This is a genomic window from Planococcus sp. ANT_H30 (genome assembly GCF_008369335.1).
Taxonomy (GTDB): Bacteria; Bacillota; Bacilli; order Bacillales_A; family Planococcaceae; genus Planococcus; species Planococcus kocurii.
In genome coordinates this window covers 217,756-230,010 of sequence record NZ_VOBJ01000003.1, presented here as the reverse complement: position 1 = coordinate 230,010, position 12,255 = coordinate 217,756, and the positions used below count along the sequence as shown (strand labels likewise).

Sequence of the window (12,255 nt, the reverse complement as noted above, 5' to 3'; positions counted from 1 at the left end):
GATTTTAAATCTTTAAATAAGGAATGTTTAGTTGAAGAATTACAGGCAGACGGAGGTCCTACACAAAATAATATCGGTCAGTTTTAATAAAAGTTAATAGCTCTTGTTAAATGATTGTTTATTGCAAAAAAACATATTAAATTAATCGTTTGCAATAGCGACAGGTGATATAAACATCGTCCAGTTAATGCCTTGATTTAAGATAGATTTAGAGTTGTTGCAATATTGGTTTTTTTCTGACATCATATAGTTAATTTGATAGAACAAATGGTTTCATCAAAAGGAGGAGCACAAAATGTATGCAACACTTGGCAAAGTATTCGATCAGACAGTAAGCATGTATCCAAATAAAGAAGCGCTGATAGATATGAGAAGAGAGAAAAGATGGACCTATTCACAGTGGAGTGATGAAGTTCATCGTTTAGCAAATGCGCTAATTGCTGCAGGTGTCTGTAAAGGAGATCGTGTTTCAAGTTTTCTTTTCAATAATAGTGAATTGCCTACTGCTTTATTTGCTTGTGCAAAGATAGGAGCCGTTTTCAACCCCATTAATTTTCGTTTGAAGCCCGAAGAGTTAGCCTATATTCTAAATGACGCGACACCAGAAATTGTTCTTTTTGAAGAAGCTTTAAAAGATACAGTTGAGAAAATAGCTTCCCAGTTTCCGAGTATTCAATTTTGGTTTATAGACGATACGGTTCCTACTTACGCAATAAGTTATCGGGAACAAGTCAATGCGGCGTCTGCAACAGATCCGCTTGTAGAAGTAGATGAAATGGATATTTACGCGATTATGTATACAAGTGGCACAACAGGACGACCAAAAGGAGTAATTCACTACCACCGCAACATGGCGGAACAAAGTATGACATGCATTGCAATGTTAAAGTATACGAAGAATGATGTGGGGTTAGTCGTCGCACCCATGTTTCATTGTGCAGAATTACATTGCTGCGTTATTCCACGCGTTCAGGCCGGCGCTTCAAGTATTATCATGCATCAATTTAATCCGCAGACGGCAATCGAGACCATTGAAAACGAAAGAGTTACGGTTATGTTTGCTGTGCCGACAATGTGGAGCATGATGACCGAATTAGAAGGAGCCGCATCTAAAGTGAAAACTTTGCAGCGCGGGCTGTATGGAGCAGCTCCGATGGCGCCTGTACTCGTAAAGCGAGTTAAAGAAGTACTGGGAATTGCATTGATCCAAGCTTATGGTCAAACGGAAATGGGACCAGCGATTACCTTTCTTGCTGAAGATGAACAGTTGACAAAAGCAGGCTCAGCTGGAAAACCGGCTTTTAACCACGAAATTCGAATCGTTCGGACACAAGAACAAGGTTCTTCTGAACCCGATGACAAATTAGCAGCATTTGAGGTGGGAGAGATTATTGTTCGTGGACCGAGCATGATGGGTGGTTATTTCCATCGTCCGCAGGCAACGGCCCGTGTGCTATATAAAGGGTGGTACCATACGAGTGATTTAGGGTATATGGATGAAGATGGCTATTTGTTTGTGTCCGATCGAGTTGACGACATGATTATTAGCGGTGGAGAAAATATTTATCCGCGTGAAGTGGAAGATGCTCTTCATGAACACGACATGGTTCAAGATGTTGCGGTTTTAGGGATTCCCGATGAAAAATGGGGCGAAGCAGTGATGGCATTTATTGTTGCAAAAGACACATCACTCACTGAAGAGAAATTGGAAGAGTATTGCCTCGATAACAACAACCTTGCACGCTTTAAGCGGCCCAGATCTTACCAGTTTGTCGATGAACTGCCACGAAATGCCAGCGGTAAAATACAGAAATTTCTGTTGCGTGAACTTTATGCCAAAGACGATAAATAGGGATAACAATAACTAGGGGATATACAGACAAGGAGAATGTTAACGTGCAAATGAAATCAATGAAAGAAACTATTTTAGGTGCATTAGGAATTGAAGTAACCGAGGTTACTCCAGAAAAAGTCATAGCGACGATGCCTGTCCATGCAGCGACTCATCAACCTTTTGGGCTATTGCATGGAGGTGCATCCGTAGTATTGGCTGAAACGGTTGCGAGTATGGGAACGTGGAATTTAATCGATCAGGAAACGGAAATCGCTGTAGGGTTAGAAATCAATGCCAACCATCTGCGCGGTAAGCAGGACGGAATAGTAACCGCCATCGGTACGCCACTCCATAAAGGACGCACAACTATGGTTTGGGATATTAAAATCGTTGATGAAGTTGAAAAATTGATTTGTATTTCGAGATGTACTGTAGCAATTGCTAAAATGAAAAAGTAGTGAATAAGGACGTATAGCAAAACCCTTGCCTCTATTTCTAGAGGCAAGGGTTTTGCTATGTCTATTGTGAGTTTTTCGCGGAAAGGCATGTTAGTATGGACAGTAACAAACTGTAAAGAGAGAGTGGTTACTATGTTTAATTCTTTAGCAGAACTAATGGAAGCAAAAAACTTGAAAGATAAACGCTCGATTCCATGGAGTCAAATTTGCCAAGAAGAATCCTTGTCAGAGAACTTTATTAAAGAAAATTTAGATCAAGTTAACTGGCAGCTGATTTCACGCTATCAAGAATTATCCGAGAGTTTCATACAGAAGTATAGAAGTCGCTTGTTTTGGGAAGATATTATTAAAGCGCAAAAACTTTCGGAACGTTTTATCGAAAATTATGGGACTAAAAAGAAATGGCAGCCGATTAATGTAGAACAACTCAGCAAAAAACAGCAAAAGCTAGTTGAAAAAGAAGGCAAACCGTTTGATGCTGGAGACTACTGGAAGTTTGTCTCCATGAAGCAACAATTGGCGAATTCCAAGGGCTTGTCGCCGGCGTTTATGGAGAGGCATCAGAACAAATTAGCGTGGCATGAACTGAGCCGCTATCAGTACTTGCCGATGCCGTTAATTCATCGACATGCAAATCAAGTAGATTGGCTACTCGTTACACGTCACCAAGTCTTATCGGAACGTTTTATTGAAAAGTACAGCAACGATGTGGAATGGGAAACCATTTCGTTCCACCAACGCTTGTCGGAACGCTTTATCAACCGGCATTACGCAAAGATGAGTTTTATCTCAGCCGAAGAAAAACGTTCTGAAGCTTTTCTTTATAGTCATTTCGATAAATTAGACGCGGCATCAATCGTGGAACATCAAGATGTGGGTGAAGTGAAAAAATACAAGCCGTTTGATGTCTATGTATTGACTAAAGACGATCAGAGAAAATACATTCTGAAATTTCATGATCTAACAGAAGGCTTGGAAACAATCCAAAAAGCTGATGAAGAAGAGCTATATGATCAGCTAGAGGAAAATAGTTTATTGGCAATAATGGAGGAAGACTTTCCGGAACTGGCCATTATCGGAGATTTGCGATTTTGATGCAAGATTTACTTTTTAAAAAAAGTCAACATTTTAACTGTCTGTAAATCTTAGAGACTAAAGGATTCTTCTCTGTTTACCGGTGCATATCAACCGCTTTTCTGAAAGATAGAAAAGCGGTTATTTTTTGTTTTATTGAAAAACAGGTTATACTAAATAAAAAAATTGAAAGTTGGGATTTTATTCATGGCGTTTACTGATTTATCGATTGCGAGCAAAGCGACTATACTGCCGATTTTGGAAATTGCCGAACAAGCGGGCATTTCTAAAGAAGCCTTGGAATTATACGGGAATTTTAAAGCGAAAATCAATGTAGATCAGTTGCCACCTGTTGAAAAATTAGGGAAAGTCGTACTAGTAACGGCAATTAGTCCGACACCTGCTGGAGAAGGGAAGTCTACTGTAACGGTAGGTTTGGCGGATGCTTTTAAACAATTGGATGAATCAGTGGCAGTGGCTCTCCGTGAACCATCTTTAGGTCCGGTCATGGGTGTAAAAGGTGGTGCAACGGGTGGTGGCTTTGCACAAGTGCTACCGATGGAAGATATAAACTTGCATTTTACGGGAGATATCCATGCCATCACGTCAGCCAATAATTCATTAGCTGCGTTTCTTGATAATCACTTACACCAAGGCAATACCCTCAATATTGATCCGCGTCGCATTACGTGGAAGAGAGCATTGGACATCAATGACCGCGCGCTACGCCAAGTAACGATTGGTCTTGGTGGACCTGGACAAGGCGTGCCACGTCAAGATGGCTTTGACATCACTGTAGCCTCAGAAATTATGGCGGTTTTGTGTTTAGCGACTTCGCTAGAGAATTTGAAAGAGCGACTCGCACAAATGGTGATTGGGTATACTTACGATAGAGAGCCGGTAACTGTCAGAGACCTTGAAGTTGAAGGAGCGTTAACTTTATTGTTGAAAGATGCCTTTAAGCCCAACTTGGTTCAGACAATTGAAGGGACGCCCGCTATTATACATGGCGGACCATTCGCCAATATTGCACATGGCTGCAACTCGCTCATTGCAACGAACACAGCTAGAAGAATAGCGGACATCGTAGTGACAGAAGCAGGGTTTGGTGCAGATTTAGGTGCTGAGAAATTCATGCACATTAAATCCAGAAAAGGTGGATTTCATCCGGATGCGGTTGTAATTGTAGCAACTGTTCGTGCGCTTAAAATGCACGGTGGTGTGACAAAGGATCTGTTGTCAGAAGAAAATGCAGATGCCGTCAAGCGCGGTATGGTCAATTTGGCGAAGCATGTAGACACAATCCGTCAATTCGGAATTGAACCCGTCGTAGCACTCAATCGCTTTGCTGGAGATGGCGAATCAGAGTTAGCTGTCGTGTTAGACTGGGCAAAAATCGAAGGCGTTGCCATTGCACTGACGGAAGTATGGGAAAAGGGCGGGCAAGGTGGAATTGCTTTAGCCAGGCTAGTCAAACAAGAATTGCAGCGTCCAACAGACTTTCATTATCTTTATAAAGAAGAAGATCTATTTGAAGACAAACTTCGTGCGATTGTTCAAAAGGTTTACGGAGGAGCAGGCATTCAGTTGTCTGATGTTGCGCAAAAGCAGTTAGTTGAATTGAAAAAATTCGGCTGGGATTCATTGCCGATTTGTATGGCGAAAACGCAATACTCATTATCAGATCAACCTAAATTATTAGGTCGTCCTGAAGGCTTTACGATTACCATACGAGAAATTATGCCGAAACTAGGCGCAGGATTTTTAGTGTGCCTAACAGGCGACATTATGACAATGCCAGGTTTACCAAAAAAACCTGCTGCTTTGAAGATGGATGTAACAAATAATGGCAAAGCGATTGGTTTATTTTAAGAACAAAGACTCGAGTGAAAGCTCTGAGTCTTTTTTGATGGAGAAAAATTCAATCATTAAAAATGAAAAGCCAATCATCGAGAGAGGTGGTAGAATACAAGGAAAGTGAAGAGTAAAAAACGGGAGGAACCAACATGGACTGCCAAATTACTGTTACCGATTTTGTGGAACGAGAAACAGCGATTTATGTCAAAATAGATGTCTATGATCACCAAAAAAACCAGTGGTACCAAGAAGAGTTGAGATTTTTAGGAGAATTGCTGTATGGAGAACTCGTGCATCCGAAAAAATCTCCTCTGACAGAACAATGTCGATTGGGAACCGTTGCTTATGTAAGAGCGTATTTTAACCGCTAGACAAGTTGGATTTGGAAGGGGAGATTTGGATGAAATTTCAATCAACACGCCAACAAGTGACGTCTTCAGGTTTGACTGTTTATAACGATGGATTTGGAATGGTCAAAGAAAAGCGGATGGTTCCAGAAAACAAAGCAGTGACTGACATTCAATTTTTGGATGTCGCTTCAGAGATTGAAGCAGATTCCGTATTGATCGAAGGGCTCCAAGTACTAGAAAAAACGTATAGTACCAACTTCATTAGCAAAGAAAAAATCTTAGACTGGTATATCGGTCAGGTTATTACTGTAAACAATGCAGAATTGGGTGAAGCGATAAAAGTTCGTTTATTGAGCACGTCAGGTAACATTATTGTGGAACAACTCGATACCGGAGAAATCACTATTGATCCGATTGGACAGTTGATCCTACCTTCGCTGCCGGAGGGGCTTTTGATGAGACCGACGTTAGTATGTAAGATCGTGGCAGTTGAAACGGCTACTGAAGTGGGGATTTCTTATTTAACAAAAGGATTAAAATGGCAAGCAAACTACGTCGCGGAAATCCGTGGATCTTATTTAAATCTCACGAGTTGGATTCAACTTTCTAATGATAGTGGGATCGATTTTTTCGAAAGCCGACTCAAGTTGACTTCAGGAAACGTAAATCGATACAAAGAGGCACACCCGTTGCATGCACAAGCGCGGCTATTTGCAGCTACAGAGGAACAGGAGTCTTTTTTTGAAGAGCACACTTTCGAGGATTACCACATGTATAGTATGGCCCGCCCCGTGACCATTTTACAGGATCAAACAAAGCAAATCAGATTGATGAAAATACAAGGAGTAGATTTCCGAAAGGTCTATAAAGTTGAATCGGGTAGTCAGCAGGCAGAAGTTCGTGTGGAGTTTTACAATAACGTGGACAACAAGCTAGGTGTTCCGCTACCTAAAGGAATAGTTAAAGTATATGAGCAAGACAGTAATGACGAAATGGAGTTCATCGGAGAAGATGCTATGACCCACAAAACGAATCAGCAAAAAGTATCGTTAGCTATCGGAAAAGCTTTTGATATCAGTAGTGAAAGCCGGGAGAAAAAACGCAGCAGAAGTGGACATTTTGACTACGTGACTTATGTGTACAAGTTGCAAAATAAAAAATCGGAATCTGTACGAATCGAAGTGACTCATCAGGTTTTCGAACAGATCTGGCAGATGGAATCGTCTAGTCATGATTACGAATTAAAGCAGTCCAATAAACTGGAATTTCGTGTACATCTAGCTGCAGGTAAAAAAGTAGAGGTAGAGTTCACTTATAAAGTGGACAGAAGAACTGAAGAACAAATTCAATAAATGTGAACGATAGTAAATGGAAACAGTGATTCCATTGTGCTCTATGGTTTGATGATTTCTTACGCAATGAGGTAAAACTATTCCTTTAGTTCGATCGATATAGAACCTTTTTTTCAAGAAACCAGCTAAAAGAAGAGCTGGATAATTATGTCGCTCTGCTCGTTTTTTTGATAAAATCAACTCGAACGACTATTACTTTACAGGCAAAGGGGAACGAGTAAAATGTTTAAAAAAATGGCTTCAGAAGCACTTGGCTTATCGGACATAGGAAAAATAATTGACCCGCAAGATTTCGATAAAACGGATTCTGACGACTACGTGATGCACGAAGACGGAGAGAAAATCTATTTTCTAATTAAGACCAAGGCGGATGAATATTGCTTTACAAATCTCGCAATCATTCACGTTGATGGTGAAAGTGCAATGTCGTCTAAACGAACATTAAGACGTTTCCCTTATTCTCAGCACACCATTTCAAATGTTGTTCTCGAAACTGCTGGGAAAATCGACTTGGATATTGAACTTGCCTTTGCTGTAGGAACGCTGCCTTTTAAAATTGATGTTCAAAAACAACAGGCAAATCGGTTAACGGACCTTTACAAATCGTTATTGAGAATTGCTGAAAGCACACACGAAAACGAAATTATTATCAATATGGCAAATGACAGCTTGAACAAGGCCGTTACCATTTTACAAAACTCGCGAGTGGGTGAAGTTGCGTTAGGAGACGAATATTCGAAGCTTACTGATTTTGGTTTTACGTGGATGACTTCCGTTCGCAACCAATACCACGTGAAAGATTTCGGAGATGTGTTTGAGAAGTATATTAATAATTAATAGAGAAAAGATGGCTGCTAACTCAACAGCCATCTTTTTCTAGTTATAAAAGTGAAGTATCCCAAAAAATCCAGAAATGATTTACTAGGAACTAGATAACTATTTATCAACACTAGATACTGCTTTTATCTGAAAAAAAGGAATACTTTTTTAAATCGAGGCTCGCTTGAAAAGCTACAGTAGCGTGCTATAATAAGACCATTCAAATACGATTCACTCATATAACAGCGAGAATATGGCTCGCAAGTTTCTACCAGTTTACCTTAAATAAACTGACTATGAGAAGCAACGAAACAGAAGGATTGGGCCTTTTTAGGTGTCTATTCTTGTTGTTTCCTTTCGAATTCAAGCTCGAAGGACATTGCTCCACTCATGATATGGATGGATGCACGTTCTGAGGGCTTTTTTTCATGCCTTCAGCCGTGACAGAAAGGGAGCTGACGGTTATGAAAAAATTGCAGGACAAAATCTTATCGGACGGCAAAGTCTTGTCGGAATCGGTATTAAAAGTAGATTCATTTTTAAATCATCAAATTGATCCACCATTAATGCAAGCAATTGGAGAAGAATTTGCATTGCGTTTTAAAAATGATGGCATCACAAAAATTTTAACGTTGGAGTCTTCGGGTATTGCACCTGCGATGATGACGGGGTTAGTTTTAGGCGTACCTGCCGTATTTGCAAGAAAGCGTAAATCGCTAACATTGGTTGATCATATGTACACAGCTAGTGTCCACTCATTCACTAAAAATGAAACTAACGATATTTCTGTATCAAAAGATTTTATTCAACAAGATGATGTAGTCCTAGTAATGGATGATTTTCTTGCTAATGGTCAAGCAGCTCTTGGATTATTAGATATCGTTGAACAATCAGGTGCTAAACTTGCAGGCATCGGTATCGTTATTGAAAAAGGGTTCCAGCCCGGAGGCAAATTGCTTCGTGAACGTGGCATCCGCGTGGAAACATTGGCGAATATTGAGTCTTTGGAGAATGGGACAGTGTCATTTTTCGGGGAGGCTAACACGCAATGAAGAAGATGCTGGGCGAAACGGCTTTAGGATTTCAGCATGTATTAGCGATGTATGCAGGAGCGGTATTAGTTCCGCTAATCGTTGGAGAAGCACTTGGACTGACGCCAGAACAGCTAACGTATTTGGTTGCCATTGATATTTTACTTTGTGGGGTAGCGACGATTCTTCAAATTGTCAGCAACCGTTTCTTCGGTATCGGACTTCCGGTAGTGCTCGGCTGTACGTTTACAGCAGTTGGACCAATGATTGCTATTGGGGGACAATATGGCATATCCGCTATTTATGGTGCTATTCTTGTTTCTGGATTATTTGTCGTTTTGATCAGTGGATTTTTTGGAAGTCTTGTTCGTTTCTTCCCACCAGTCGTTACGGGTACGGTCGTTACCATAATCGGAATTACGTTAATTCCGGTTGCAATCAACAATATGGGCGGCGGACAAGGTGCCAGTGATTTCGGTTCACTAGCCAATATTGCTTTGTCTTTTGGAACGCTGTTGTTTATCGTTTTTCTATTTAGATTCTCTAGCGGTTTTATGAAAGCTATCGCGATTCTTTTAGGATTGGTCGTTGGGACAATTGCTGCTACCTTGCTTGGGAAAGTGGATTTCTCTCCTATTGCCAATGCCTCGTACTTCCATATGGTCGAGCCTTTTTACTTTGGAATGCCGACATTTGAATTACCTGCTATTTTAACAATGATTTTAGTGGCGATGGTGTCACTAGTCGAATCGACAGGCGTTTACTTTGCGCTTGGAGACATTACAAAAAAGAACATTAAAGAAAAAGATTTAGCAAAAGGGTATCGTGCAGAGGGATTAGCCATTGTTCTTGGTGGTATTTTTAACTCGTTCCCGTACACTGCTTTTTCACAAAATGTCGGTCTGATTCAAATGTCTGGTGTTAAATCACGAAAAATTATCTTCATTGCAGCTATTATGTTGGTGACGCTTGGATTTGTTCCGAAAATTGCTGCTGTGACAACGATCATTCCTCCATCAGTTCTCGGAGGAGCGATGATTGCGATGTTTGGTATGGTTATTGCACAAGGTATTAAAATGTTGAGCACTGTTGTTACGGATTCTCAAGATAATTCTATGATTATAGCCTGTTCTGTTGGAATTGGTCTTGGCGTGACAGTAGTTCCTGAATTATTCATACAACTGCCTTCAAGCGTTCAAATTTTGACTAGCAATGGCATCGTTGCCGGCAGTGTTACCGCTATTGTCTTAAATATTCTTTTCAATATGCTGCCTTCTAAAAATCGTCAACGTGCAGCAGCAACTGTGAAAGATAATGCAATAAACCAAGGGTGAATAAAAAATGAGCAAGTCGCGAGTTCGCGACTTGCTCATTTTTTATTCACCCTGAACAGAAAGAAATTGAATCGTTTTTTGCAGTGTTTCTTGAGCATCTTCCATACTTAAATCGTATTGATATTCATGCTTCAGGTTTTTTTGAGTGCCTTCGAAAAAGACAGAGTTTACTGGAATATCATGAGATTGCAAAACGTCAACGAGTTCGGTTGACTGAGATACAAAAGGATCTGCATCGCCAACTGTAATGAACACAGGCGGGAAATTAGAACTGACATGTTGAACGGTGGAAAGTTCATCAATTTTTGAGAACGATTCAAAAGGCTCCACACCTGTATAAGCTGCTAAATACTTATCAATGTTTGGAAAAGCGGTCGCTCTCACTGTATCTAAGTTGTACAAGCCGCATAGCAACACGGCTCCTTGAAGCTGGCTATTGGAAATAGCCGGCTGAATGGCCATCTTTTCAGCCAATTCAGTATTGGAAATAAGCGCAGCAACTTGGCTAGCAATCTGAGCCCCTGCTGAGTCACCCCCGATAAAGACTCGGTTCATATCACCACCGTATTCAGCAGCATGAAGTTGCATATAAGCAAGCGCTTGATTTGCTTGCACTACAGGCCTGGGATAAAGCGATTCAGGAGCTAGCGCATAATCAATGTTCGCCACGACGTAGCCCGCATCTGCAAGAGCCATGGCATAATCCTGGCGACTGTCTTTAGAGCCACCAATGTACCCTCCGCCATGTATCCATAAAATGACTGGCATTGATGCAGGTGCATTTTCGGGATAATAAATATCCAACAAGCTATTTTTAGAAGAATTATAGGATAAGTTTTTAACACGAGTGACTCGTTCGGTGATTTCATGAATAGTAGGTGGAGAGCTAAATGCAGCAGAACCTGTAATTTGTATGGACGCTAAAGCATCAGGTGGAGCAGTGACTTCTTCAAAAATGACCATAACAAATAAAAGAGTAATAAATAAAGTAGAAACAATCCATTTTTTTAGCGTTAAGCGTTCCATTTTTACTCTCACGATAGCTCTCCTTTAAACTGAATTTTCACTGAATGGCCTATATTGAATAGCTATCTATTTGGGTATAGATTAAATAAGTCCTATGCGTCAATTCCAATTATGTCCAACTTCTCTATATAATAGCTATGCTAACAGAAAAAAGATAGCGACCAAAGAATTAAGTTCATCAAAATGAAATGTATTTGTCATCATGTTTATGCCAGAACGCAACATAAGGCGGGTAGATTAAGAGGTGAGGCTTTTAAAGCTTCCGAAAGGAGTGGGCGAATGTTTGGATTAGCTGATTTAATTGCATTAATTATTTCTGCATTTATTATATTGCCCGTCGTTGTCTTTTTGAGAGAATCAGGTTATTTGCTGATGAGCTTGATTTTGGGAGTGAAAAACCCGAGGATGACAATTGGTTCAGGACCAAGAATTTTCAAAATAGGGATGTTCGACGTACGAAAATATTATCATTTGTATAGTTGGTATTCGTACGATTCACTAAAACGTGAAGGGAAGTTTGCCTATATAGCACTTTATACAGGTCCTATTTTAGTCAATGTAATAGTAGCGGTGTCATTAAACGCCATGATAGCGAATGGCTTGTTTGAAGAGCAAGCAACGTTTTGGAATCGGTTTGTCTTTTATGCGTTTTACTACGTATTATTTGATGCCGTACCAATGAAAACGGCTAATGGTATGCCGAACAACGGTCTGATTATTTATGAAATGCTGCGTTATGGTAAAAGAACGGATTACAATGACGAACCTTTTCTGCCTTCTACTTCAGAAGTAGAAGAGCAATACAAAGAGGATTCAGAGAAAATTGAAGAAGTTAAAGAACACTTAAAAGATCAAGTAGAAGAAGAACAGGAAAATTCGAATATTACCAAATCTGAAGAAAAAGAAATGAAACAAGAAATCGAAGAAGACAAACAAGAAGACAAAGAAGCGTTGAAGAAAGTCAAAAAGCAAAAGAAAGAACAAATAAAAGAATTTAAAGACAACATGCCGGAGCAAGATACTGAAAAAGAAACCGAATAAGTGACAGGTCACTAGCTATCTTTAATTCGAGATAGTGAAATGGTAAGATGGGTAGATAGAGTTACTAACTAAAGGAGTG

11 protein-coding genes and 1 riboswitch are annotated in these 12,255 nt (G+C 40.1%); of the genes, 10 read left to right on the top strand and 1 reads right to left on the bottom strand.

From position 1 onward, the window contains the following. Positions 1-295 precede the first annotated feature (295 nt). The 9 genes from FQ085_RS09555 (at position 296) to FQ085_RS09515 (ending at position 10,109) form a co-directional block, all read left to right on the top strand. On the top strand, positions 296-1,852 hold the full coding sequence (locus FQ085_RS09555; RefSeq protein WP_149456459.1) for a fatty acid--CoA ligase: 1,557 nt from the start codon (positions 296-298) through the stop codon (positions 1,850-1,852). Positions 1,853-1,902: 50 nt separating this feature from the next. Continuing rightward, on the top strand, positions 1,903-2,292 hold the full coding sequence (locus tag FQ085_RS09550; protein WP_410477398.1) for a hotdog fold thioesterase: 390 nt from the start codon (positions 1,903-1,905) through the stop codon (positions 2,290-2,292). A gap of 132 nt (positions 2,293-2,424) precedes the next feature. Then, positions 2,425-3,387, top strand: a complete 963-nt coding sequence (locus tag FQ085_RS09545) for a hypothetical protein (protein ID WP_149456457.1) — start codon at positions 2,425-2,427, stop codon at positions 3,385-3,387. Between the two features lie 186 nt (positions 3,388-3,573). Next, positions 3,574-5,238 (top strand): formate--tetrahydrofolate ligase, encoded by a 1,665-nt coding sequence (locus FQ085_RS09540; RefSeq protein ID WP_149456456.1) that lies wholly within the window; start codon positions 3,574-3,576, stop codon positions 5,236-5,238. A gap of 134 nt (positions 5,239-5,372) precedes the next feature. Then, positions 5,373-5,594 carry a hypothetical protein gene (locus FQ085_RS09535; protein ID WP_149456455.1) on the top strand — a complete coding sequence of 74 codons (222 nt, stop codon included), beginning with the start codon at positions 5,373-5,375 and terminating at the stop codon, positions 5,592-5,594. A gap of 29 nt (positions 5,595-5,623) precedes the next feature. Next, on the top strand, positions 5,624-6,925 hold the full coding sequence (locus FQ085_RS09530; RefSeq protein ID WP_149456454.1) for a DUF4139 domain-containing protein: 1,302 nt from the start codon (positions 5,624-5,626) through the stop codon (positions 6,923-6,925). Positions 6,926-7,147: 222 nt separating this feature from the next. Then, a complete protein-coding gene (locus tag FQ085_RS09525) occupies positions 7,148-7,762 on the top strand; it encodes a PH domain-containing protein (protein ID WP_058386568.1) in 615 nt (204 codons plus the stop codon). 197 nt (positions 7,763-7,959) lie between these two features. Beyond that, positions 7,960-8,061, top strand: a riboswitch (purine riboswitch). Between the two features lie 147 nt (positions 8,062-8,208). Continuing rightward, on the top strand, positions 8,209-8,796 hold the full coding sequence (locus FQ085_RS09520) for a xanthine phosphoribosyltransferase (protein WP_058386567.1): 588 nt from the start codon (positions 8,209-8,211) through the stop codon (positions 8,794-8,796). Further along, the gene (locus tag FQ085_RS09515; RefSeq protein WP_149456453.1) at positions 8,793-10,109 is read left to right on the top strand and encodes a nucleobase:cation symporter-2 family protein; all 1,317 of its coding nucleotides are present in this window, start codon (positions 8,793-8,795) and stop codon (positions 10,107-10,109) included. Before FQ085_RS09520 ends, FQ085_RS09515 begins: the two co-directional genes overlap by 4 nt. 42 nt (positions 10,110-10,151) lie before the next feature. Here FQ085_RS09515 and FQ085_RS09510 read toward each other — a convergent pair whose 3' ends face one another. Beyond that, positions 10,152-11,147: an alpha/beta hydrolase gene (locus FQ085_RS09510; RefSeq protein ID WP_149456452.1), complete on the bottom strand. Its 996-nt coding sequence runs from the start codon at positions 11,145-11,147 to the stop codon at positions 10,152-10,154. Between the two features lie 267 nt (positions 11,148-11,414). Between FQ085_RS09510 and FQ085_RS09505 the strand changes: the two genes are divergently transcribed. Then, positions 11,415-12,176: a hypothetical protein gene (locus tag FQ085_RS09505; RefSeq protein ID WP_058386566.1), complete on the top strand. Its 762-nt coding sequence runs from the start codon at positions 11,415-11,417 to the stop codon at positions 12,174-12,176. Positions 12,177-12,255 lie beyond the last annotated feature (79 nt).